This is a genomic window from Nocardia araoensis NBRC 100135 (assembly GCF_000308435.1).
Taxonomy (GTDB): Bacteria; Actinomycetota; Actinomycetes; order Mycobacteriales; family Mycobacteriaceae; genus Nocardia; species Nocardia araoensis.
In genome coordinates, this window is record NZ_BAFR01000158.1 from 13,711 (window position 1) to 36,176 (window position 22,466).

At 68.0% G+C, this 22,466-nt stretch carries 27 protein-coding genes; 19 read left to right on the forward strand and 8 right to left on the reverse strand.

Annotation, left to right across the window (positions count from 1 at the left end; genetic code table 11):
* Positions 1-6: 6 nt before the first annotated feature.
* The 9 genes from ON21_RS21600 to ON21_RS21640 are packed head-to-tail and all read left to right on the forward strand — an operon-like array spanning position 7 to position 4,626.
* Positions 7-1,218 (forward strand): SRPBCC family protein, encoded by a 1,212-nt coding sequence (locus ON21_RS21600; RefSeq protein ID WP_039800243.1) that lies wholly within the window; start codon positions 7-9, stop codon positions 1,216-1,218.
* Positions 1,215-1,622: a gas vesicle protein GvpJ gene (gene gvpJ, locus ON21_RS21605; RefSeq protein WP_157170909.1), complete on the forward strand. Its 408-nt coding sequence runs from the start codon at positions 1,215-1,217 to the stop codon at positions 1,620-1,622. The genes ON21_RS21600 and gvpJ (ON21_RS21605) overlap by 4 nt, the downstream gene beginning before the upstream one ends.
* Positions 1,622-2,374, forward strand: a complete 753-nt coding sequence (locus ON21_RS21610) for a GvpL/GvpF family gas vesicle protein (RefSeq protein WP_051021182.1) — start codon at positions 1,622-1,624, stop codon at positions 2,372-2,374. Before gvpJ (ON21_RS21605) ends, ON21_RS21610 begins: the two co-directional genes overlap by 1 nt.
* Positions 2,375-2,377: 3 nt before the next feature.
* Positions 2,378-2,611: a gas vesicle protein GvpG gene (locus ON21_RS21615; protein WP_039800245.1), complete on the forward strand. Its 234-nt coding sequence runs from the start codon at positions 2,378-2,380 to the stop codon at positions 2,609-2,611.
* A gap of 19 nt (positions 2,612-2,630) precedes the next feature.
* Entirely contained in the window at positions 2,631-2,954 is a 324-nt protein-coding gene (locus ON21_RS21620; RefSeq protein ID WP_039800264.1) for a gas vesicle protein GvpO, read from the forward strand.
* The gene (gvpJ, locus tag ON21_RS21625) at positions 2,951-3,337 is read left to right on the forward strand and encodes a gas vesicle protein GvpJ (RefSeq protein WP_039800246.1); all 387 of its coding nucleotides are present in this window, start codon (positions 2,951-2,953) and stop codon (positions 3,335-3,337) included. The genes ON21_RS21620 and gvpJ (ON21_RS21625) overlap by 4 nt, the downstream gene beginning before the upstream one ends.
* Positions 3,334-4,122, forward strand: a complete 789-nt coding sequence (locus ON21_RS21630) for a GvpL/GvpF family gas vesicle protein (protein ID WP_039800247.1) — start codon at positions 3,334-3,336, stop codon at positions 4,120-4,122. The genes gvpJ (ON21_RS21625) and ON21_RS21630 overlap by 4 nt, the downstream gene beginning before the upstream one ends.
* Positions 4,119-4,334 (forward strand): gas vesicle protein, encoded by a 216-nt coding sequence (locus ON21_RS21635; RefSeq protein ID WP_039800248.1) that lies wholly within the window; start codon positions 4,119-4,121, stop codon positions 4,332-4,334. Before ON21_RS21630 ends, ON21_RS21635 begins: the two co-directional genes overlap by 4 nt.
* Positions 4,327-4,626, forward strand: a complete 300-nt coding sequence (locus ON21_RS21640; RefSeq protein WP_039800249.1) for a gas vesicle protein K — start codon at positions 4,327-4,329, stop codon at positions 4,624-4,626. Before ON21_RS21635 ends, ON21_RS21640 begins: the two co-directional genes overlap by 8 nt.
* Before the next feature lie 37 nt (positions 4,627-4,663).
* On the opposite strand, the gene ON21_RS21645 is transcribed toward ON21_RS21640, so the two are convergent.
* On the reverse strand, positions 4,664-5,380 hold the full coding sequence (locus ON21_RS21645) for an SMI1/KNR4 family protein (protein WP_157170910.1): 717 nt from the start codon (positions 5,378-5,380) through the stop codon (positions 4,664-4,666).
* Positions 5,381-5,540: 160 nt separating this feature from the next.
* Between ON21_RS21645 and ON21_RS21650 the strand changes: the two genes are divergently transcribed.
* The 4 genes from ON21_RS21650 (at position 5,541) to ON21_RS21665 (ending at position 8,864) form a co-directional block, all read left to right on the forward strand.
* Entirely contained in the window at positions 5,541-6,269 is a 729-nt protein-coding gene (locus ON21_RS21650) for a TVP38/TMEM64 family protein (RefSeq protein ID WP_039800250.1), read from the forward strand.
* Between the two features lie 129 nt (positions 6,270-6,398).
* The gene (locus ON21_RS21655) at positions 6,399-7,706 is read left to right on the forward strand and encodes a glycosyltransferase 87 family protein (protein ID WP_245562675.1); all 1,308 of its coding nucleotides are present in this window, start codon (positions 6,399-6,401) and stop codon (positions 7,704-7,706) included.
* Positions 7,707-7,735: 29 nt separating this feature from the next.
* Complete coding sequence (locus ON21_RS21660) at positions 7,736-8,395, forward strand: DUF1109 domain-containing protein (protein WP_245562676.1); 660 nt, start codon at positions 7,736-7,738, stop codon at positions 8,393-8,395.
* Positions 8,396-8,465: 70 nt separating this feature from the next.
* Positions 8,466-8,864, forward strand: a complete 399-nt coding sequence (locus ON21_RS21665; RefSeq protein ID WP_051021185.1) for a hypothetical protein — start codon at positions 8,466-8,468, stop codon at positions 8,862-8,864.
* A 111-nt stretch (positions 8,865-8,975) separates the two neighbouring features.
* Here the strand turns inward: ON21_RS21665 and ON21_RS21670 are convergent, their stop codons facing one another.
* Positions 8,976-9,422: a cupin domain-containing protein gene (locus ON21_RS21670; protein ID WP_039800251.1), complete on the reverse strand. Its 447-nt coding sequence runs from the start codon at positions 9,420-9,422 to the stop codon at positions 8,976-8,978.
* A 110-nt stretch (positions 9,423-9,532) separates the two neighbouring features.
* On the opposite strand from ON21_RS21670, the gene ON21_RS21675 reads away from it, so the two are divergent.
* Together ON21_RS21675 and ON21_RS21680 are read left to right on the forward strand one after the other, a co-directional pair.
* A complete protein-coding gene (locus ON21_RS21675) occupies positions 9,533-10,264 on the forward strand; it encodes a TetR/AcrR family transcriptional regulator (RefSeq protein ID WP_063821104.1) in 732 nt (243 codons plus the stop codon).
* Positions 10,265-10,398: 134 nt separating this feature from the next.
* On the forward strand, positions 10,399-12,102 hold the full coding sequence (locus tag ON21_RS21680) for a metallophosphoesterase (RefSeq protein WP_039800252.1): 1,704 nt from the start codon (positions 10,399-10,401) through the stop codon (positions 12,100-12,102).
* Between the two features lie 6 nt (positions 12,103-12,108).
* Here ON21_RS21680 and ON21_RS21685 read toward each other — a convergent pair whose 3' ends face one another.
* Positions 12,109-12,441 carry a TfoX/Sxy family protein gene (locus ON21_RS21685; RefSeq protein ID WP_039800272.1) on the reverse strand — a complete coding sequence of 111 codons (333 nt, stop codon included), beginning with the start codon at positions 12,439-12,441 and terminating at the stop codon, positions 12,109-12,111.
* A 449-nt stretch (positions 12,442-12,890) separates the two neighbouring features.
* On the opposite strand from ON21_RS21685, the gene ON21_RS21690 reads away from it, so the two are divergent.
* On the forward strand, positions 12,891-15,119 hold the full coding sequence (locus tag ON21_RS21690) for a hypothetical protein (protein ID WP_039800253.1): 2,229 nt from the start codon (positions 12,891-12,893) through the stop codon (positions 15,117-15,119).
* An 81-nt stretch (positions 15,120-15,200) separates the two neighbouring features.
* Here the strand turns inward: ON21_RS21690 and ON21_RS21695 are convergent, their stop codons facing one another.
* A complete protein-coding gene (locus ON21_RS21695; RefSeq protein ID WP_039800254.1) occupies positions 15,201-16,112 on the reverse strand; it encodes an NAD-dependent epimerase/dehydratase family protein in 912 nt (303 codons plus the stop codon).
* Between the two features lie 141 nt (positions 16,113-16,253).
* Here ON21_RS21695 and ON21_RS21700 point away from each other — a divergent pair, with 141 nt between their 5' ends.
* Both ON21_RS21700 and ON21_RS21705 read left to right on the forward strand, forming a co-directional pair.
* Entirely contained in the window at positions 16,254-17,222 is a 969-nt protein-coding gene (locus ON21_RS21700) for a GlxA family transcriptional regulator (protein WP_039800256.1), read from the forward strand.
* A gap of 130 nt (positions 17,223-17,352) precedes the next feature.
* Entirely contained in the window at positions 17,353-18,129 is a 777-nt protein-coding gene (locus ON21_RS21705) for an SDR family oxidoreductase (protein WP_039800257.1), read from the forward strand.
* A gap of 34 nt (positions 18,130-18,163) precedes the next feature.
* Here the strand turns inward: ON21_RS21705 and ON21_RS21710 are convergent, their stop codons facing one another.
* The 3 genes from ON21_RS21710 to ON21_RS21720 all read right to left on the reverse strand — a co-directional run bounded on the left by ON21_RS21710 (position 18,164) and on the right by ON21_RS21720 (position 21,162).
* Complete coding sequence (locus ON21_RS21710) at positions 18,164-18,565, reverse strand: DUF302 domain-containing protein (RefSeq protein WP_039800258.1); 402 nt, start codon at positions 18,563-18,565, stop codon at positions 18,164-18,166.
* 103 nt (positions 18,566-18,668) lie between these two features.
* Positions 18,669-18,938, reverse strand: a complete 270-nt coding sequence (locus ON21_RS21715) for a metal-sensitive transcriptional regulator (RefSeq protein ID WP_039800259.1) — start codon at positions 18,936-18,938, stop codon at positions 18,669-18,671.
* 16 nt (positions 18,939-18,954) lie between these two features.
* Positions 18,955-21,162: an MMPL family transporter gene (locus tag ON21_RS21720; protein WP_083880791.1), complete on the reverse strand. Its 2,208-nt coding sequence runs from the start codon at positions 21,160-21,162 to the stop codon at positions 18,955-18,957.
* Between the two features lie 170 nt (positions 21,163-21,332).
* On the opposite strand from ON21_RS21720, the gene ON21_RS21725 reads away from it, so the two are divergent.
* Positions 21,333-22,016, forward strand: a complete 684-nt coding sequence (locus ON21_RS21725) for a mycothiol-dependent nitroreductase Rv2466c family protein (protein ID WP_245562677.1) — start codon at positions 21,333-21,335, stop codon at positions 22,014-22,016.
* 80 nt (positions 22,017-22,096) lie between these two features.
* On the opposite strand, the gene ON21_RS21730 is transcribed toward ON21_RS21725, so the two are convergent.
* Positions 22,097-22,466: CbiX/SirB N-terminal domain-containing protein (locus tag ON21_RS21730; RefSeq protein ID WP_039800273.1), on the reverse strand; the 370-nt coding region annotated here is incomplete at its 5' end.

Consider the following 22,466-nt stretch of genomic DNA (forward strand, 5'->3'; position numbering starts at 1 on the left):
CCGGCGATGGCGAAGATTTTGCGTGACGCGACGGCAGGAGTCGGCAAGGTGGCCGCCGATACGGCGGGCCGGGCCAGCAAAGCCGCGAGCGGGGCGGGATCATCCGCGAAGAAGGCCGGATCTTCCGCAAAAAAGGCCGGATCTTCCGCCAGGAAGGCCGGATCTTCCGCCAAGAAGAACGCGCCACCGCCCACGCCGACCGGCATTTTGCAGCAGTCGGTGCAGAACCTCACGGGAGCGCTGACCGAACGGGCGGTGGCCGGGCTCACGAACCAGGTGTCGAAGACCGCGAGCCGGTTGAACGAGTACGCCGAGGGCGGCGGCGGGGGGAATCTGTTGGGGGCACTGACCGGTGTGCAGAAGCTCGCCGGCGGCGCCTCGCCGTTCAGCGCGGCCATGAGCGCGGGCAAGTCCAAGCTCGGTCACTCCCTGCGCGAGCAGTTCGAGAACGTGAAGGAAACGCTCACCGGCGGCAAGGGCAAGGGCGGCAGCAAGAAGATCAAGCTGACCAACATCGTCGAGCACATCGACGTCGGCGTCCCGATCGACCTGGCCTACGACCAGTGGACCCAGTTCGCGGATTTCCCGAAGTACACCAAGAAGCTCGAGCAGGTGGAGCAGGTCTCCGACGAGAAGCTCAGCTGGACCGGCAAAGTGTTCTGGTCGCGGCGCACCTGGGAGTCCACGATTCTCGAGCAGGTGCCGTTCGAGCGGATCGTCTGGCGGTCCAAGGGGCACAAGGGCTACATCGACGGCGCGGTCACCTTCCACGAGATCACGCCGCAGTACACCCGCATCCTCGTGGTGCTGGAGTACCACCCCAAGGGACTGTTCGAGAAGACCGCCAATATCTGGCGCGCGGCCGGTCGCCGATGCCGACTCGAACTGAAGCACTTCCAGCGGCACGTGATGACCGAGGCCGTGTTGCACCCCGACGACATCGTCGGCTGGCACGGCGAAATCCATGACAGCAAGGTCGTCAAGGACGACGAGACCGCTCGACGCGAAGAAGAGGAGAACACCGAAGAGGACCAGGAAACGAAACAAGAACCGGACGAAGAAGACGAGACCGACGAACAACAGACCGACGAACAAGAGACGGACGAGCAGGACGAGGACAAGCAAGACGAAGATCGGCGTCCTCGCCGTCGACCCGCCGCCCGCCGCCGCAGCGCGGCGCCCCGCCGGTCGCGTGAGAAGCGAGGAGCAAACGCATGACCATCGAACCCGCAGGAGGCGGCGGGGGTGGCGGAGCGGGCACGATGGCGCGCCCGAACTCCTCCAGCCTGGCCGACGTGATCGACACGATTTTGGACAAAGGCCTGGTCATCGACGCGTTCGCACGCGTGTCGCTGGTCGGCATCGAGCTGGTGACCATCGACGCCCGCGTCGTGGTGGCCAGTGTGGACACCTATCTGCGTTTCGCCGAAGCCGTCAACCGGCTGGAGATCTCCACCCAGCCGAAGGGGCTGACCGACCTCGTCGGCGAGGGCACCCAGGGCTTGGCGAAGCACAAGACGCAAGGCGCTCTCGAGGCGGCGGGCGAGAAGGTCATGGACTTCCTCGGCGACGTGCAGGACAAGCGCCAGACGGCGAACAGGCCCAAACGCAAGGAGGGCTGATGACTACCGCAACATCCGTCTACGTCTATGGCATCGTGCCCGCCGATGTGGAACCAGAGCCGCACGCCACCGGCGTCTGCGATGGCGAGGTCGGGGTGGTGCGGCACGGCGAGATCGCCGCGCTGATCAGCACGCTCCAGCCGGACCGGCCGCTGGGCACGCCCGACGACCTCACCGCACACGCCGCACTGCTGGACGGATCGGCCGCCGTCGCTCCGGTGCTGCCGCTGCGCTTCGGCGCGGTCATGACAGACACCGAGGCGGTGGAGAACGAACTGCTCGAGGCGAACGAGGACGAATTCCGCTCAGCACTGCAGCAATTGGAAGGCCGGGCGCAGTTCGTGATCCGAGGCCGTTACGTCGAGAACACCATCCTCCGGGAGCTGCTCGACGAGAACGACGAAGCCGCCCGGCTGCGTGACGAGATCCGCGACAAGCCGGAAGACGCCACCCGCAACGAGCGCATCGCGCTGGGCGAGCTGATCAATCAGTCGATCGAGGCCAAGCGGGCCGAAGACACCCGCAAGGTGATCGCCGAGATCGAGCAGTTCGAACCACTCGTCAACCAGCGCGAGCCCACCCATGAGGAGGAAGCCGTCCACATCGCCGTGCTGGTCGAACTGGCCCGGCAGAAGGAGCTGGAGGACACGCTGCGCCGGCTCGGCGAGGACTGGGACGGCCGCGTTGAGCTGAACCTGCTCGGTCCGATGGCGGCCTACGACTTCGTGACCAAGCGCGCACCGGAGGGGTGAGCCATGTTCGGCGTGCTCACCTCGATCTTGACGTTGCCCGTCGCCCCGGTCCGTGGCGTGATCTGGCTGGCCGAGGTGATTCAGGATCAAGTGGACCAGAAGATGCGAGATCCCGCCCTCATGCGGCGGGAACTCGAGGAGATCGATGCGGCCGCGGCAGCCGGTCAGCTGTCCGAAGAGGAACGTAGACAGGCGCAGCAGGCGGTCCTGGATCGCATGACCGGTCGCCGCGCGTGATCCGGAAGGAGTGACGCGCGTGGCACGCAAGACCACTTCCGAGGACGTCCACTCGGCTTCCGACGAACCCCCTGCCAGCACCCCGGCGCAGGCCGCCGCCGTGGCGGTGGAGAACCTCGTGCAACTCACGTCGAAAGAGGTGCAGGGCGTCACGTCGATGGAACCGACGGAGGACGGCTGGCAGGTGGAGATCGAGGTGCTCGAGGACCGCCGCATCCCCTCCTCGGCGGACATCCTCGCGCTCTACGAGGTCGAGATCGATCTGGACGGGAACTTGCTGGCCTACCGCAGAACCAAGCGCTACGGCCGCGGCAGCACCGACCTCGGAAGGGCTCGATCATGACGGTGGTGCCCGGCGGATCGTCCGCACCGCAGCCTTACGGAGGCGGGCATTCGTCGACCAACCTCGCCGACATTCTCGAGCGGGTGCTCGACAAGGGCTTGGTGATCGCGGGCGACATCCAGGTGAACCTGCTCGACATCGAACTGCTCACGATCAAACTGCGCTTGGTGATCGCGTCTCTGGAGACCGCCAAGTCGGTGGGCATCGACTGGTGGGAGACCGACCCCTGGCTCAACAGCAAGGCCAGGACGCTGGAACGGCAGGATCACGATCTGGAACTCGAGAATCAGAAGCTCCGCGACCGGATCGCCGAACTGGAGGGCGCGAAGGAGCAGCCGCAACCCATCGAGCGCCGCCGTCAACGGAGGGAAGAACGATCGTGACGGAGGGGCTCGGGGTCTGGCTGTACGCGGTGACGCCCCGCTGCGGCGACGCGGCGGAGCTGGACGAGTTGACCGGGGTCGCCGGCGAGCCGGTGCGCACGGTGGTCGTGGACGGCCTGACGGCGATCGTCGGCTCGGTGCCGCTCGAGGTGTTCGGGGAGCAACCGCTGCGGGCGCATCTGGAGGACATCGATTGGCTGGAAGGGACGGCCCGCGCGCACGACGCCGTCGTATCGGCCATGGTGCGCCGAGGTCCGACCGTCCCCCTCCGGTTGGCCACCGTCTTCCTCGACGACGACCGGGTGCGCGAACTGCTGTCCGAGCGGCGAGTGGACTTCGCCGCCGCGCTGGAGCTGGTGAGCGGCCGCACCGAGTGGGGCGTGAAAGCCTACGGCGACCGCGCCGCCCTGACCGCCGCCGTCGCCGAGGCCCGTACCGCGAGCGAAGGCAAGGGCGCGGGAGCGGCGTATCTGGCGCGGCGGCGGGCGCAATTGTCCGCGCAGGAGAGCGTCGAGCGCGACGCGGCGCAGCGCGCGGAGGAGATCCACAACCGCCTGTTGCGGCACGCCGCGGCGGGACGACGTCAGGCACTGACCGATCCCGCGCTGAGCGGCCGCCGGGACTGGTTGGTGCTCAACGGTACCTACCTCGTGGACGACGATCACACCGACGAATTCGCCAGCGCCGTCACGGTGCTCGGCGATGAATTCCCGGGCATACGCCTCGAACTGACCGGCCCGTGGCCGCCGTATTCGTTCGCGGGCGTGGAACGAGAACCGGCATGAGCCGGGCCACGCGGGAGGTCGGCGACGAGCGCCGGGTCTCGCTGGTCGACCTGCTCGATCGGGTGCTGGCAGGCGGCGTGGTCATCTCCGGCGACATCAAACTCGCGATCGCGGACGTCGACCTGGTCCAGATCTCGTTACGGGCGCTCATCTCCTCGATCAGCACCCTCTCCGGACCACTCCACCCGCTGGAGGCACCCGGCGATGACTGAATTCAGCGGCATCCCACCGCGTATCGACACCGAACCCGAATCCGTCGAACGCGGCCTGGTCAGCCTGGTCCTCACCTTGGTGGAACTCCTGCGCCAACTCATGGAACGCCAAGCCCTCCGCCGCGTCGACGCAGGCGACCTCACCGATACCCAGATCGAACGCATCGGCACCACCCTCATGCTCCTGGAACAGCGCATGGAAGAACTACGCGACCACTTCGGCCTCACCCCCGAAGACCTCAATATCGACCTCGGCCCCCTCGGCACCCTCCTCCCCCGCGACCCACCCTGACCATCGAGATCAACGGCACATGAGGCATCGACGGGGCTCATTCTTCCCCGGTTGCTTCGCGGTGGGCGCGTATCTCGGTCAATCGGGCGAACGCGCCATCGACCACGTCGTTGCTCAGGCCGGTGTGCCGCAGCGCAGCACGCAGCCGGTCCGGGTCGACGGCATGGACGAGTTCTTTTCCGTCGGTTTCCTTACCGCGATCGGGTGGGCTGTCGTGGCGGGAATCGGATAAACACACTTCGATGGGATAACCGGGGAGGCGTTCGACGACGAACGCCTCGTACGCTCCCCAATCGGTAGGGTCGAAGCGGCCGTCACGTGCCTCGTTTTCACTTTCGAACATGCCTGCCTCGAACGCGGCAACGAGGGTTTCCAGCCATGCTTCGAGGGATGGCCAGACGATGTTGCGGAACTCATCGTCGTGGCCGTACTTGATGAGCTGCCCGGGTTCGCCGCCGAAGGCACCTTGTAGATCGATGCACAGATAGTCACCGAACGAGTTCTGCAGGAATGGCACCCAGGCGGTACTCCATTCCAGTTCGTCGAGCCCTTCGGTCGCCGCGATCCGCGCCATCTCGTCCATGGTGGAGGCGATGTCTCCGGCCGACATCAGCGACCAGTAGAACTCCAGACTCCCGAAGTAGTCCTCACTCTGTCCGTTACGCCAGGTGAGGAGATCCCGAAGCAGCGGAGGGAGCCGGTCACCGACACGGCGTACGACATCATCGATGTCGGCCGCCGAAGCGCCGGGCATCAGTCCGGCATGGTAGGCGGGTCTGTTCGCCACGAGCCATCGGTCCAGTCGCGCGACAAGTGGGTGCATGCAGGCGAACCTACCGACAGAGCGCGCAAGTTGTACGCACACGCGGCCTCGATACGAGCCTGCGGACGGCTCGAGGCAGGATTGCGTCAGCATGACGGACAACGACGGTTCCCCTCCCACTGGACGACGGCGGCACATCGCGCGGCTGGCGCTGTTCGTGGCATTCCTGTTCGGGATGTTCTATCTGGTCGCCGTCGCGAGAGTGATCGACGTCGAAGGTGTGCGAGGTGTGATCGCGGCGACCGGTCCCGCGGCCCCGTTCGCCTACCTGGTGGTGTCGGCGGTGCTCGGCGCGATCTTCGTGCCCGGCCCCATGCTTGCCGCAGGCAGCGGTCTGCTGTTCGGGCCTTTGGTCGGGACGTTCGTGACGTTGGGCTCGGCGGTGGGCACCGCGACCGTCACCAGTTTCCTCGGGCGGCGGGCAGGCCGCGAAAGCGCGCGCGGGTTGCTCGGCGCGCAGCGCGCCGAGCGCATCGACGCGCAGATCGCGCGGCGCGGCTTGTGGGCCGTCGTCGGCCAGCGCTTCGTCCCGGGGATCTCGGACGCGCTGGCGTCGTATGTGTTCGGCGCGTTCGGAGTTCCGCTGTGGCAGATGGCCGTCGGCGCGTTCATCGGATCCGCCCCGCGGGCCTTCGTCTACACCGCACTCGGCGCATCGATCGGCGACCTCTCGGCCCCGCTCGCCTACACCGCCATCGCGGTATGGTGCGCCACCGCGATCATCGGCGCCTTCGCCGCCCACCGCGGGTACCGCAGCTGGCGCGGCACACGTCCCGAGCCCGAAGCGGTGCCGGAAGATTGCCCGGAACCGGGCAAGTGAGCTCACCCGCACCGGCGGAAATCCCCGCCCACGGCGACTTTGCGGCAGCGCGGCGTCGACGACGCTCAGCCGCTCACCGGAACCGTTAACCTAGGTAGTCCCTTCTGGCCGGGCTTCTGGGGGTGTGGCTTGCGCGGTGACGCGGTCGCGGTATCGACTTGCTGGACGGTGCTTGCGCTCGCGGGCGGCGTGTGCGCGCTGATCGTGCAGGCGGTACTGGTTCCGTTCTGGGCGGCGCCGCAGTTCGGACTGCTGGTCAACCAAGGCGATCTGGAGATCTACCGCAACGGCGCGTTGCAGCTGTTGCATCGGGATCCGCTGTACGCGGCGCCGGTGCCGCCGGGTGGCTGGTTCACCTACCCGCCCTTCGCGGCGATGTGTTTCATTCCGCTCGGACTGGTCTCGTTCGAGACCGCGCGGGTCATCGGGTTCGCGGTGTCCGGTTTCGCCTTGTGGGCCACCATCTGGCGGTGCTGGCGCGTGCTCGGCTACCGCGGCGATGTGCGGCTGGGGGTGTTCTGCCTGGGCTTGTCGGCCGTCGCGGTGGATATCGAAGCGGTGCGCGGGACGTTGTGGCAAGGCCAGGTGAATCTGGTGCTGATGGCGATCATCGTGTGGGACCTGACGCGGCCTCCATCAGCCCGTTTCCGCGGGTGGTCGGTCGGAGTAGCGACAGGCGTGAAGCTGACGGCCATCGTGTTCATCCCGTATCTGATCGTCACGCGACAGTGGCGTGCGGTGACCACGGCACTGACGACCACGGCTGCCACCATGCTGTTCGCTTGGCTGGTTGCGCCGTCGGACTCCCGTGAGTATTGGTTGCACGCGGTACGTGATACCGATCGGATCGGACCGGTGACGCATCCGGGCAACCAATCGATCAACGGGGTCTTGGCGAATATCTGGGCGCCGCAGGCGGCGCCTACCTTGGCATGGCTGCTGGGCGTATCAAGCGCGGCAGCAATTGGTTTCGCCGCCGCATGGGCGGCCCATCGACTGCGCCAGGGAGTGCTCGGGCTGGTAGTGACCGGGCTGATCGGCTGCGCGATCCCTCCGCTGGCCTGGGGACACCACTGGGTATGGTTCGTGCCGGTGCTGGTTCTGCTGTTGCACTACTCGATTCGCGAGCGCTCCCGCATCCGTCCGGTTCTCGCGGCCGCCACGGTGGCGAGTGCCGTCGCCGCCTCGATGTGGTTCACCACCGTCGTTTTCGCCGAGGTCGAACGACTCGACCTCACCAACGCACCGAGTTACATCCCGGCCATGAACGCCGCGGTGGAACGAATGCCGCAGTGGTGCCGGGCTGTCGTCTGCGGTGTTCCGCCGGCGGTCTATCTCACGGTGGTGATCGCTGTCCTCGTCTATTGGCTCCGGTCGCGCCGAGCCCGGACTACCGTCGGCACACAGCCGCCGATCCCGATCTCGAGCCACACCTAGGGCACGTTCGAGAATCCCCGATAGTCCCTGTGCTGGTGTTCGAGACCGCCGCAGCGCGGTACTTTGGTCCGGTGAGCAACCGGGAGCCACTTGTCCGGGCATTGATCGAACAAGATAAGCCGAACCGGGCTCCCGGCCCGATTCACCTGGCATTCACCTTCGTTCCAGTCGCTGTGTTGGTGTGCCTCTACTACGACTGGTGGCCGTCCCGCTACGGCTCCTCGGCCTGGGTCGATCCGCTGTTGTTCGGCGCTGCGGCCGTACTCGTGCTCCTCGTATGCGGTGCGGTATGGGCGGTCCGCACGCTGCATGCCGTAGGTAGGGACCGGACACGGTCATGGTGGATGGCGGCTGCACCCGCGCTGATTCTCGCTGTTGCAGGCACGGTTACGCTCCTGCCCCGCCCGTCGTTCGAAGCCACCCGTCCGCAGTTCGAGCAGGTGGCCCTTGACCTACTAGCGAGTTCGGAACCTTCGCGCTCCCAATTCGAAATCGGCCGGTTCGACATCAGCTATGCCAGGAAGGATCCCGACGGAACCGTCTACTTCATCGAGGGCGGCGGGCTCGGGCTCACGGTGAGCAGTGGGTGGGCGTACTCACCGCATGGCACACCGGTCGGATTCGACGACTTCACCGCAACTCACCTCGGTGGCCCGTGGTATGAGTTCACCGCTGTATGGCGTAGCTGACGTCGCCGCCTGCTCACCACTGGGACCATCGAGCGCGTTCCAGACCAGTTGGTATGACACGCTGTCCGTCATGTCCACCCGGCCCATCACCTCGCCGAACCTCACCGACCAGGGACGTATCGCCTCGATTCTGCGGTTCACCACCGAATTGATTGCCTGGATCGCCACCCCATGGGCACTGGCCGATTACTCGGTCGCGCTCGCGGTTGCGGCATTGGTCCTGCTCATCGGGTTGCCGACCCTCTTCGCCACACCTGGCGACAAGAGACAGGTCCTCATCCCCGTCCCCGGCATAGTCACCATCGGTCTCGTCGTCCTCCAACTCGCCGCCGCCGTACTCGCGTCCTGGGCCACCTGGCCGGCTTGGGCGGCCGTCGTCGTCACCACGTTGACGGTCGTCACGACAATCACCGAACTGCCACGTTGGCGCTGGCTACTCGAAGCACCGGCCCATCCCGCCGGTCCGTGACCCTGGGACCGACACCGTTACGGTGCTCACCCCGCCGGGTCACCCGACCGCGCCCGCCGACATCCGGACGCCATCGGGCTCGGCAACCGCCGCCCATGCGACCGAACGACCCTACGCGCAGGCCGGGGCGGGTGCGTCGACGAACAGCGGTTCCCCGGTGGGTGGAGCGTAGACGACGTCGAGAACCAGCGGTTCGGTGCCGAGATTCCTGCCGATGTGGACGTTCCATTCGCCGGCGGGCTCGTAGATGAACTCGCCGGCGCGGAAGACGGGAGCGTCGCAGTCGGGGCCGGGGTGGGTGAGCGTGCCGGAGCGGACGAAACCGAAAACCGGGCCGAGGTGGTAGTGCCAACCGGTGGAGCCGCCGGGGCCGATGGTGATCTCGCGAACGACCAGATCCGTGCCATCGACGAACGGCACCAGCCCGGCGGGAATCTGCGCTTGGCCGAGGGTGACGGCGGTGATGTCACTACCGGGCGTCGCGCCTGCGTGCGCCGCACCCATCAGCGCACCGGCGAGCACCACCGGCACCGCGGCGACGCGGAGAAAGAGCGTCATCCTGGCAGCCTAGCCACGGCGGCGGCGGACCGGAACACTCGTCACGAATCGCCATCCCGCCCGCCGCGCTGACGAGTGTCCGCGGTCCGATCCTGGATTACCGTACGTACGTGGACAGGACAGACGAAGGCGATGCCACGGCGAAGATCCTCGACGCCGTGGTGTCGATGCTCGAATCCGATGGCTACGACGCGGTCCAGCTGCGTGCGGTCGCCCGGAACGCGCACGTCTCCCTCGCCACGGTCTACAAGCGATACCCCACTCGCGACGACCTGATGCTGGCCGCCGTCGAGCGATGGATGGCAACCAACACCTACGCCACCCCTGCCCCGTACATCGAAGGCGAGACGCTGGCCGATGGCCTGATGCGGTTGATGCGCTACGTGTTCGAGCCGTGGGAGCGAAATCCCCGGATGCTCGAGGCCTACTATCGCGCGCGGTCCGGCCCCGGCGGTCGACGACTGGACGCGCAAGGCTTCGACGCCGTGCTGCCCGCCGCGAGCGCCCTGCTGGCCGATGTCGATCCGGATTACACCGCGGACATCGCGCTGGTGCTGACCAACATGATCTACGCGCTGATCGGCCGCTTCGCGCACGCCGATCTCGACATCGCCGAGATCCTGCCCGCCATGCAGCGCACGGTCGTCAGGCTGACCGGGAACAACGAACCGCTGGCCGCCGCGGCCGGGTCCGCGCGGCGGAGTGCGCCCGGTTTCCCGTGGAGCGCTGCGCTGGTCTCCCCGTTCTCCCCAGGCACTTCCACGGATCCAGAGCAATCGCCGAACCCGTCGACCGCGACGGACCCGCCACCCGCAGCGACGGGGCCTGAGCTACGTCGGTGAAAAGCACTGACGTACGGCATATTTCGGACAAATAGAATAAACTGACACAGCGAAACCGACTGTTCACGAGGTATTCCCGCCTGCGGTGCGATGTCGAGTTGCTCCGTGCGCCGAGCCGGTACAGCATCTGCGGTATGCCGTCCACACCGCTGAATCCAGCAGGCGACATTCCGGACACCGGAATTCCCGGCCATCTCGCTGCCCACATGACCATGGCCGAGCAGCACGAATGGCACCGCGCCTACTTGCGCCGCCGCCCGGTGTCGCGGCGCAATATCCTGCGCGGCGCCGCCGCGGCGGCAGCGGTGGCCGCGGTCGGCACGACACCGTTCGGCAGGCGCGCCTACGCCGACGAGGCCCAGCTCGCGGTGGGCGGACGGCGCGTCGCCTTCGGGCCGGACGCGGCCAGCCAGCTGCGTTTCGCGGCACAGCTCTCGCGGCGTCCGGCGGGCGCCACGGTGTATCTCGACCACGGACCGACGCCCGCGTTGGGCGCGACGGTCCAGGCCGAGGTGCGCAACCTGCTCACCCAGCTGCCCACCGCCGACGGCGGCGTGCTCGCGGCCGAACAGTTCTACGTTCACGCCCCGGTGGACGGTCTGCCCGGGCGGGTGCCGCACTTCTACCGCTGGCGGACCTCCGACGGATTCGTCGGCGACATCCGCGCCGCCGCACCCGCGATGCCCAGCGCACGCCCGGCGGTCCTGCCGTTCCGCTTCACCATGATGGGCGACCAGGGCACCGATGAGACCCCGGCGCTGCCGGAGGGCGTCGCTCCCGGCGACTACGACGACAAGTACTACAAGGCCGACAACGATCCGACCGCGCCGCACGCGAGCAACGTGCTGCGCCAGATCGCCGCCGCCCGGCCGGACTTCCACATCCTCGCAGGCGATATCGCCTACGCCGACCCTTCCGGCGCGGGCAAGCCGGGACAGTTCGCGCCGCACGGGTCGCAACCGGCGAGCGGTTTCGACAAGTACAACCCCTACGTCTGGGACGTCTACTTCAACGCCATCGAGCCCAGCGCCGCCCAGACACCGTGGATGTTCGCCACCGGGAACCACGACATGGAGGCGACCTACGGCGACCACGGCTACGGCGGGCATCTGGCACGCCTGGACTTCCCCGGCAACGGTCCGGCGGGCTGCCCGTCGGCGTACACGTTCACCTACGGCAATGTCGCCGTGCTCTCGCTCGATGCCAACGACGTCTCCTATGAGATCCGCGCGAACAGTGGCTATTCCGGTGGGGCGCAGACGAGTTGGGTGGAGCGCACCCTGGCCGCCCACCGCGCCGACCCCGATATCGATTTCATCGTCTGCTTCTTCCACCACTGCGCGTATTCGACCACCGAATCGCACGCCAGCGACGGCGGCGTGCGCGACGCCTGGGCCGGGCTGTTCGACCGCTACCAAGTGGACCTGGTGTTGCAGGGCCACAACCACGTCTACGAGCGCACCGACCCGATCCGCGGCGGACAGGCGACGAAGATCGCCGGCGACAACTCGATCGTCTACCCCGAGACCGAAGGCACCGTCTACTACACCGTTGGCGGCGGCGGACGTCCGCGCTACGAATTCCAGCCCGGATCCCGGGAGACCTTCCGCGGCAACGAGTTGGCCGACACCTCGGTGCCGAACAGCTATGTGTGGACCCCGGGCGGCGGCAAGCAGGACGAAGCCGCGCCGTGGTCTCGGGTCCGCTTCCGGAATTACTCGTTCCTGCGCGTGGACGTCCGGCCGGGCGTGTTCGCCAGCGAGATGGACGTGGTCGCGGTCGACGAGTACGGCCGCGAGTTCGACCGGGTGCTCTTCCGGCGGCAAGTTCGGGCCTGAGCGGGGCTACTTCTTCTTTTTCGGCGGGAGGGTCCGGGCGTAGGCGACGCCGCGCTCGACCCATTCCCGCAGCACCTCGTCGTCGTCGACGGCGGTGACGCGCAGCCAGCCGACCATTTCCCGTCCGCCCATGACCATGGGCTCCACCGTGTCACCGAGGAGCCGCTCGCCCTCGTCCGGATCGACCCGCACCAGCAAGCCGCCCTGCCCACTGGCGGCCACCGCCATATTGCCGCCGATCAAGAAGGCCAGGCCGCCGAACATCTTGCGCTCGGTGAGTTCGGGGCCGGGCGCGATCAGTTCCCGGATTCGCTCGGCCAACTCCTCGTCGTATGCCATGACGGCATTGTTCACCTCGGGTACGACAAGTCGAGCGATCCGCGACCGGCCGCGTGTCCTCGTCCGGTCGGGTACTGCGGACACTGATGACGCGACATGCGACGAAGGTTGTCTCCCGCACCGAAAGACCCTGTATACCAGCAGATTTGGTGACGGTTCTCAGGTAGACGGCCGAGCTACGTACGTACACTCCCGGGCCGCCTGGATGTCATTGGACGTTCAAGCGGATGTTTCCGTCCCTGTCTGTAATACAGGACGTGAGACGGGGGCGAACCGCCATTGACGTTCGCGCGCAACCCGTTTCGGAATATGCAGTCGACTGCGCCCCCAGAGACGGGACGAAGGACTCTTTCGTGCACATCAGCTCCCAGGCGGTGCGATCACGCACTGTCCGCCTCAGATCCACCGAGCGGCATTCGATCGGAGTCCCCCGCAAGTTTCCCACAGCTGTGGCCGCATTGCTCATCGGTGCGGCGAATCGGCGGCCGCTCTCCGGGACGGGCGCTTGGCGGCGACGGGCGACCTGGATCGCCCTCACCCTCTTCGCGCTCTTCGTTTTCCCCGGCTTCCTCGGTGCGCTGGCCGTCGCACAGGACGCGGCGGGCAGCGCGGCCGGGACCTCCGGAATCGATGGGCTCAGCTGGATGAACATTCACGACTCGTCGGGCGTCCCGCTGTCGGACTATCGATTCGCGACCGGCGACGAGAGCCTGCTCAAGCCGCGTACCACCATCCTGTGGGCCGTACTGGGCCTGGAATTCATCGGCTACATAGCCATCGTGACGACGGCGATCTGGTTGATCGGTTACGCGTTGAGCTTCCGGTGGCTGGACATGTTCAGTTCGGCCCTGCACGGCGTGGCCAACGCGCTGACCGCGCAGATCGCGACCCCGATCATGCTGGTCACCGCGGCGACCATCGGTGCGGTCTGCGTCGGATGGTTCATCGCGCGCGGCTACCACGCGAAGGCCACCATGCAGGTGGTGACGATGGTGGGCGTCGCGTTGCTGGGTCCGTTGTTCCTGGCCGAGCCCTTGGCGGATGTGCTGTCCTCGCACGGGTTGCTGGCCCAGGGCCGCGATCTCGGCATCTCGGTGGCCGCCGGCCTGAACGGGAACGCGAACCCGAATCCGACCCAGTTGGTGGCGACGATGCAGAGCGATCTGGCCGACAATTTCGCCCGGCAGCCGCTACAGGTGTGGAATTTCGGGCACACGGTCGACCAGCGGCCCGCCTGCCGATCGGCGTGGTCGTCGGGGGTCGCGGCAGGTGACGACTCCCGGGTGATCAGCGGCCTGAAGTCGTGCGGCGACTCCGCCGCGCGCGCGAAGGCCGAGAATCCCACCATGGGGCAGGTCGCCACCGGGCTGATGCTGTTGGTCTGCGGCGGCATCCTGCTGGCCTTCGCGATGTATCTCGGCCTGAAGGTCATCAAGGCCGCGTTGGACACGATCTATCACGGGTTCATGTCGATATTCGGCTTCGCCGCAGGCGGATTCGTCTACGGCCCGACGCAGACTTTCCTCGTGCGCAATGTCGTCGACAGTTTCGTCGCGGCGGCGCGAATGACGGCGTACACCATATTCCTCGGGGTCTACGTGTTGTTCATGGGCAACCTGTTCGCGCAGGCGCGCGGACAGGTCATGGCGGTGATCATCATCGCGGGCACCGTCGAGATAATCGCCGTATTCCAGCTCAAACGCCTCAGCAGCGGCCTCAGCCGGGGGAACGACTGGATCGCCAACCGATTCGCGCTCGCCATGCAGGGCAGTGCGAGCAAGTCGGGGAGCAGCGGCGGGACCGCTCTCGGCATGGGTGGTGGCGGGGGTGGTGGGAAGTCCTCGCCCGGGATGGGGTGGGTAACCCCGATCAGCACGCTCAACACCATCAACTCCTCGCCGGTGACGGCGTGGCTGGCCGGCGGACGGGTCAATCCGTTCAATCCGCTCTCCAGCACCCGCAGGACGATCGAACGCTCCACCAGGAGAATCCTCGCCAGCCGCGAAGCGGGATACGTCGAGCATCAACTGTCCCGCGACAATTGGCGCGGTGTCGCGGTCGACGCGGCCCAGCAGGTCGGGGGCATACACACTCAGCTGGGTGTCTCGCGGGCCTTGAAGGTACTGCGCGACAACAAGGTTCCCGATTCGCGCATCCATGCCGTCCTGCTCTCCTCCGGCGCGAGCCACGAGCGGGTCACTCATGCGCTGACGGCGTACTCCGTCCAGGAGTCCACGGCATCGCAGAATCCGTACAGCTTCGCGCCGCTGCAGAAGGCGATCGCGGCGGCGTGGGCGGTGGACAACCACGTCGACCACGAGGCGCACGATGCCTTCGCCGCCCAGGCGGTCATCGCGGCGGACAGCTTCGTCCGGCACAGCAACGCGCCCGCCCCCAACGCGAACATCGATCACGCGTTCGTGCAGCGGGTCGAGCAGAATTGGCATTCCGACCGCGCACTGCGTGCGGCGATCACCCCGGACGAGTGGGACGGCGCGGGCCGGGACACCCGATGGGCGATCGGCCACCGGGTCGCGACCATGCACCAGGAGGCGGCGCGGGAGTACTACGCGAACCCGAACGACATCAACCGGGAAGCCCTGATGCGGTCGGCCAGGCGCGTAGCCAATCTCGATCACCTGGATCCCGATGGCGGGCTGGACCCGTGGAACCCGTAGCGAGCGTGTCCCACGCGGGTGCGTCGAGCCCGGTCGGCCGAGCGTCTCGTCACCTTCCTGAGCGAGATCGGCGTTCGCGCGTCAGGCGCCGTGCACCACCTGCGCGAACACTTCGTCCGGATCGGATGCCTTCAGGCCGAAGGTGTCGCGGATGGCCGAGTCGTCGACTGTGAAGGTGGCATGGGACATGTGGTAGGTCTCGAACAGCTCCGCCCAGAACGGGTCGGTCAGACCCAGCAGCGTCAGTTCGCGATCGTTCATGGCCGCCAACCGCGGGTCGGGCGCTCCGGCCGCCGCGGCGAATCGTCCGGCCAGCTCCCGCACGGTGGCGGTGATGACCGGCGCGTGCCACGCGCGACCCCATGCGTGCTCGTCGCGGGCCACGGCGACCGCTGCCGCCGCCGCGTCGCCGACCGCGGTGTAGGCGTGCGGCAGGTCGAGTTCCTGTGGCAGCAGCGCCAACTGGCCTGCCAGGATCTTCGGCTGGGCGATCAACGAGAACACCGAGATCGCGCCGGGACCGATGAATTGCGACGCCCGGACCTCGGTGACGCGCACCCGTCCCGCTCGGTGCGCCTCCTCGGCTTCCCGCCACATGCGCGCGCGCACCCGACCTTTCGGCCCGGTGGCCGCCAGCGGCGACTGCTCGGTGACCGGCCCGTCGGCGGGTCCGTAACCGTACAGATTGCCGAGCATCACGTAGTTCGCGCCGGTCCGCTCGGCGGCGGAGCGAATGGACCCGAACAGCGGCGGAATGGTCTCCGGCCAGGTGTGATAGGCGGGCATCGCCATGTTGAACAGGGTTTCGGCGCCCTCTGCGACGGCGGTCAGCGCGGCCGTGTCCAGGGCGTCCAGGGCGATTCGTTCGATATTCGGGTGCTCGGGTCCCGCACCGCTGCGGCTGACCATGCGTACCCGGTCGCCGGACCCGGCCAGTAGCGCCGCGGTGGCCGAAGCGGTGGCGCCACGTCCGACGATGACCTGCGTAGGCATGCGAATTCCTCTCTACATCAACGTATTTCGAGCGAACATCGGCACCCGGCAAGCCGTTCGCCGATCGCGTGCTACTCAGCCTGCCGCGCCGCGGACGGGTAAGCTACTGGCCGGATTGCCAACTATCCCAAGGATCAGGCCATGCAGACTGTCGCCGTCGTCGCGGTTCCTCCGGTGAAAGCTTTCGACCTGTCCATGCCGGAAACCGTGCTGGGCGCGGCGATGGTCGACGGCGAACCCGGCTACCGGATCGTGGTGTGCACCGCCGTACCGGGCGTGCTACCAGCGGGATCTGGCGGGTTCGACGTGGTCGTCTCCCGGGGGTTGGAGGCGATCGAGGCGGCGGACATCGTCATCGTGCCGAGCACCGGCAGCCGCGCCGACGCGGACGCCGCCACGCTGAACGCCCTGCGCGCAGCGGTAGCCGCGGGCAAACGCGTCACCTCCATCTGCAGCGGCGCTTTCGTTCTGGCGCAGGCGGGCCTGCTGTCCGGCCGCACCGCCACCACACACTGGGCGCTCGCCGACGAACTCGCGGCGAACCACCCCGACGTGTCGGTCCGCAGTGACGCGCTGTTCATCGAAGACGGCCCGATCACCACGGCCGCGGGCGCGGCGGCCGGTATCGACCTGTGCCTGCATCTGATCCGCGCCGACTACGGCGCGACGGTAGCGAACGCCGCCGCCCGCACGGCCGTCGTCACCCCGGTCCGTCCCGGCGGCCAAGCCCAGTTCGTGGACGCACCCTTGCCCGCGGAGAACGGCGTCACCCTGGCGGACACCCGCGCCTGGGCGCTGCGGCGACTGGACCTACCGCTGTCGCTGGAGGACCTGGCCGCCCACGCTCGCACCAGTGTGCGCACGCTGACCCGCCGCTTCCACGAGGAAACCGGCCTCAGCCCGCAGAAATGGCTGCTGCACCAGCGCCTGCAACGCGCCAGGGAACTACTGGAATCCACCACGCTCCCGATGGACCAGGTGGCCAGGCACAGCGGCATCGGCTCGGCGGAGTCGCTGCGCCAGCACATGGTTCGGCACGTCGGAGTGCCACCGAGCAGCTACCGCGCGTCGTTCACCCGCTCGCCCGCGCACACCGCTTCGGACCAGTGAGGCATCGCAGACTCGCGCGACCACCGGCGACACTTCGGCTGGGCGTCTCGGCCGGATACACGCCGTGCGACTCGCCACGGTGACGACGAGCCTCCCCACGCTCGCCGGATTTCATCGGTAGAAGTGGTCCATGACCAAGATTCTCGTCACGGGCGGAACCGGCGCGCTGGGCAGGCTCGTGGTCGGCCGGTTGCGCGAAGAAGGCCATGAGGTACGAGTGCTGTCGCGTCGCCCCGGCGCGGGCACGCACGTCGGCGATCTGCGGACCGGTGTGGGCGTGGCGGAGGCGGTAGCGGGCACCGAGGTGATCGTCCACGCGGCCTCGGACGTCCGGCGGGCGGGTGGCGCCGACCTCGAGCAAACCCAGCATCTGCTGCGCCACGCACGCGGGGTGCGGCACCTGCTCTACGTGTCGATCGTCGGGATCGATCGCATCCCGTTCCGGTACTACCGCAACAAGCTGGCCTGCGAGCAAGCCGTCATCGACAGCGGTGTGCCGCATACGATTCTGCGGGCGACCCAGTTCCACGAGCTGATCGCGGCGGTGTTGCAGACCGTCGAGAAATGGCCGGTTGCGCCGTTGCCGACGAACTTCCGTTTCCAGCCGGTCGCCGCCGCCGACGTGGCGCGGCGGGTCGCCGAGGCGGCCGTGGGCGAGCCGCTCGGCCGTGCGCCCGACTTCGGCGGACCGGAGGTGCTGACGCTGGCACAGTTGGCGGAGGCCTGGCAGGGCGCCCGGCAGCGGCCCCGGCGGATCGTGCCGCTCCCCGTCCCCGGACGAGTCGGGGGCGCCTTCCGCGCCGGGCTGAACACGTGCCCGGATCATCCCGACGGCACGCAGACCTGGTCGCAGTTCGTCGCCTCGAGTCCCGCGAATCCCTACACCGGTCAGAAAAAGCGCCCCTGACAGACGAGGTAGGACTGGCGAGCCAGACCCCGATTCAGCGGTCGCCGAGGGCGTCGATGGCGGCGCGCAGGCGGATGGTGGCGTCGGCGGCGACTGCGTGCAATCCCGGTTCGTCCGTGACCTCGACCATCACCTGGGGGTTCATCGCTTCGACGTGCACGGCATCGGCGTCGTCGGGATCACGCCGGACCACCACATTGCAGGGCAACAGCAATCCGATCCGGCGATCGATCTCCACGGCGCGATGAGCCAGGGGCGGGTTGCAGGCGCCGAGGATGCGGTAGTCCTCCATGTCCTGGTCGAGCTTTGCTTTCAGGGTGGCTCGCATGTCGATCTCGGTGAGCACACCGAAACCTTGCTCGGCCAGTGCGGCGCGGGTAGCTTCCACGGCGTCGTCGAAGCCGGTGCGCAAGGTGGTCGAAATCGCCAGATCCATGCCGGATGCCTCCTTCGAGAGATGGTCGGTCAGTGCGGATTCGGACGGGCGCCCGAGGGATGCCCGCGCGGCGCGCGCCCTCGCTGACACCGCGACGCGTGCGTCACGCGAGGGCCAGGAACAATTTCTCCAGTTGCTCCACGGTCATCGGATCCGCGGTCTCGGCGTCCGGGTTCACGAGGCATTCCCGGAGCCCGGTGGCGACGATCTTGAAACCAGCCCGGTCCAGGGCCCGGGAGACCGCGGCGAGCTGGGTGACCACGTCTTTGCAGTCCCGGCCCTGCTCGATCATCGCGATCACTCCGGCGAGCTGGCCGTGCGCCCGGCGCAGGCGATTGAGTACCGAGGCGATGGCGTCTTCGTCGCCGACCATGATGTTTCTCCTTCTCTCACTTTCCTGCCACAATACCCCTTGGGGTATCTTTCGGCTCGGTCCGCTCGTGGGCGAAACTGACCGTGGGCAGGATCCGGCGCAGCCAGGCCGGGGACCACCACGCGCCCCTACCGGTCAAGCGCAGCGCGACCGGCAGCAGTACCAAGCGCACCACCACCGCGTCCAGCAGCACCGCGACGCCGAGGATGATGCCCATCTCCTTCGGCGGCAGCGGATCGGCCAGCGCGAAGGTGAAGAACACCGCGACCATGACCGCGGCCGCGGCGAAGATGACCCGGCCGGAGTGGGCCAGCCCGTCGATGGCCGCCGTACGCGGGTCCCGCGAGCGCTCGTAGTGCTCCTTGGCCGTGGCCAGCAGGAACACGGTGTAGTCCATGGCGATGGCGAAGATCATCGCGAAGAAGAACACCGGCCCCCAACCGTCCAGGAACCCCTGGGGACTGAAGCCGAGCAGGCCCGCGCCGTGACCGTCCTGGAAGATCAGCTTCGCCACCCCGAACGCGGCCGCGGTCGACAACAGGCTGACCAGGGTGCCCAGCGCGGCGATGAGCGGAGCCTGCAACGCCACCAACAGCAGGACGAAGCCGAGGACGAGGATCACCCCGACGACGATCGGCAGGTAGTCGTCGAGCGCCTGTTGCAGGTCGAGGTTCTCCGCCGGTGCGCCGCCGACAAGAGCATCGGCGGGCAGTCGCCCACGCAGGTCGTCGAGGATGCCGCCCAGCCGGTGATCGGAAGGATCGACGGCGGGCAGGGCCTGCATCATCACCAGGCCGGAATCATCCGCGGCCGCCACGGGCGGAGTGACCATGGCGATGCCATCGGTCGCCCCTGCCGCCTCGGCGCTGCGGGCGGCCTCGGCCGCGGGGACGACGATCTGCAATGCGCCGGGCGCTCCCGCGCCGAGCTGACGCTGAACCAGTTCATAGCCTTGTCGTACAGGCGCGTCGGCGGGCACGACCTGAATCGAGGGCATCGCGACCTGCAATCCCGTGGCGGGCAACGCCAGCGCCACCAACACACCGAGTCCTGCGAGCGCGAACGGCCACGGGTGATCGTGCAGTAGCCGCCCCCAGCGGGCGAACCGCGGGGAGCGATGCTGCTGACGCGTCGCGTACGGCAGTGCCGCGGCATTGATCCGGCCGCCCAGCGCGCCCAGCGCCGCAGGCAACAACGTCAGCGTGGCGGCGAGCACGAACACCACCGCGAGCATGATTCCCACGGCCATGGTGCGCACCGCGGGCGCCGGGACCAGGAGCACCGCCGACAGGCTGACCAGCACGGTCAGTCCGGAGAGCACGACAGCCTTGCCCGCGGTGGCCATGGTCTCGGCCACCGCCGCACGCGCATCGGCGGACTTGGTGAGCGCGTCACGGAAGCGGGCGACCAGGAACAGCGCGTAGTCGATGCCCAGCGCGAGAGCGAACATCATGGCGAAGTTCATCGCCCACACCGAGATCGGCGTGAGGTGGTTGAGCAGCACCAGACCACCGGCCGAAGCGACCAGCCCGGCCACCGTCAACAGCAGCGGAAGCCCGGCCGCGACCAGCGAGCCGAACGCCAAGACCATGATCGCCAGCGTGACCGGCCAAGAGAACAGCTCGGCCCTGATCATCGCCTCGTGGTTGGCCTTGTTGAAATCGCTCCACAGCGCCGACGCACCGGTGGGGTAGACCTCGATTCCGTCGCCGGACAGCGCGGTCAGCGCCGCCTTGTGTTCGTCGACGGCCCGCACCATCTCGTCGGTGGAGGCGTCGGCGCCCGCGATCAGGATGCCGGTGTGGCCGTCCGGGCTGATCGTCATGCCCGGCTGCGGCGCGACGACGGCCGCGAACCGGGGATCGTCGGCGAAGATCGCCGAAATCCGGCCCAATGTCCGCTGCATCGCCGGATCGGCGATGGTCTCTGTGTCGGAATGCACCACCACCTGCACCGCCGCCGAGGAATTCCCGCCGAAGTGCTGCTGGGCGAGTTCGCGAACCCGCACCGACTCCGAACCATCGGCCTGCCATCCGGCGCCGGCCAGCGAACTGAACACGCTGGGCGCCGCCGCCCCTAGCGCCACCAGCAACAACAGCCACACGCCGAACACAACCCGGGCCCGGCCGGCCATCATCGCGCCCCAGCGCGCCAACAGTCCGCCGGGTGAAACCCGGTCATGAGCGTCTACTCCGTCCTGCCCCATCAATGTCGTTGGCCGCATCGGTGCTCCCTATTTCCGCTATACGAATCGCAGCGCTCAGCCTGCTCGGACATACCCCTGGGGGCATCGGGAACTATACCCCCAGGGGTATATTGGCCACAGTGGAGTACACCACAGCGTTCCGCTCTTGCCCCGAGATACCCCTGACCGACCGAAGGAACAGACCCCTGATGGCTGACATCGAGCTCTATCTCGACCCGGTATGCCCCTTCTCCTGGGTCAGCGCCCGCTGGCTGCTCGAGACCGCGGGCGAGGACCACCGGGTGACCTTGCGACAGATGAATCTCGCCGTGCTGAACGAAGGAACCGAGGTGGACGAGAAGCAACGGCCGATGCTGGAACGCTCACGCCGCCTCGGCAGGCTCTGCGCCGCCGTCACCGACCGCCACGGAGGCGACGCGTTCGCCCGGCTCTACGCCGCGCTGGGCTCGCGCATCCACGTCGGCGGCGAACACGACGACGCGGCGATCACCACGGCGATCACCGAAAGCGGTCTCGACCCCACCCTCATCGAGACGCTCGACGACGCGAGCCTCGACCACCTGGTCAGCGCCGCCCACAACGAGAGTCAGCAGGCACTCGGCGCCACGAACGGCGCGCTCATCATCGCCGTCGACGGCCACGCTTTCGCCGGACCGGTCCTCACCGGTCCTCACCGGTCCTCCGACGGCCGATCGGGCACGAGCCCTGCTCGAAGCGCTCGTCACGCTCACCACCACCGCCGAGTTCGCCGACCTGCACCGGCCGTACCAGGGGCCACCCACCGTCGCAGGCAAGAACAAGTAGTCTCCTCCGGCAAGGTCACCCGAGCACGCCCAGATCGCGCACCGCACCAGCGCCCGGCTCCCCGATAGGACCTGGCGCTCAGCGAACCGCCGCCACCCAGTAGCGCTCACCGACCCGCGCCAACTCCCCCACCGCGACCCAACAGCGCTCAGCGAACCCGCGCCAACTCCCCCGCCGCGACCCGATAGCGCTCGGCGATCAATCGGACCACAGCCGGATGCACGCCGATGGGCTCGGCGACGCCGTCCGCGCCCGCCTCGTGCAGGCGTTGCTGGAACAGGCCGTGCGCGAGCAGATACGAGGCGACGAACACCCGGCCCGCACCCGCCTGGCGAAGTTCGGCGACGACGTCCGGCACGCGCGGCGCACCGGTCGCGACGTAGCCGATGCGAACTCCCGTGCCGAGACGCTCGGCCAGCAGGCCGGCCGCGCGCCGGACATCCTGCCTGGCGCGGGCGTCCGAGGAACCCGCGGCGGCGAAGACCACCGCATCACCCGGGCGCCAGCCCGCCGCGCGC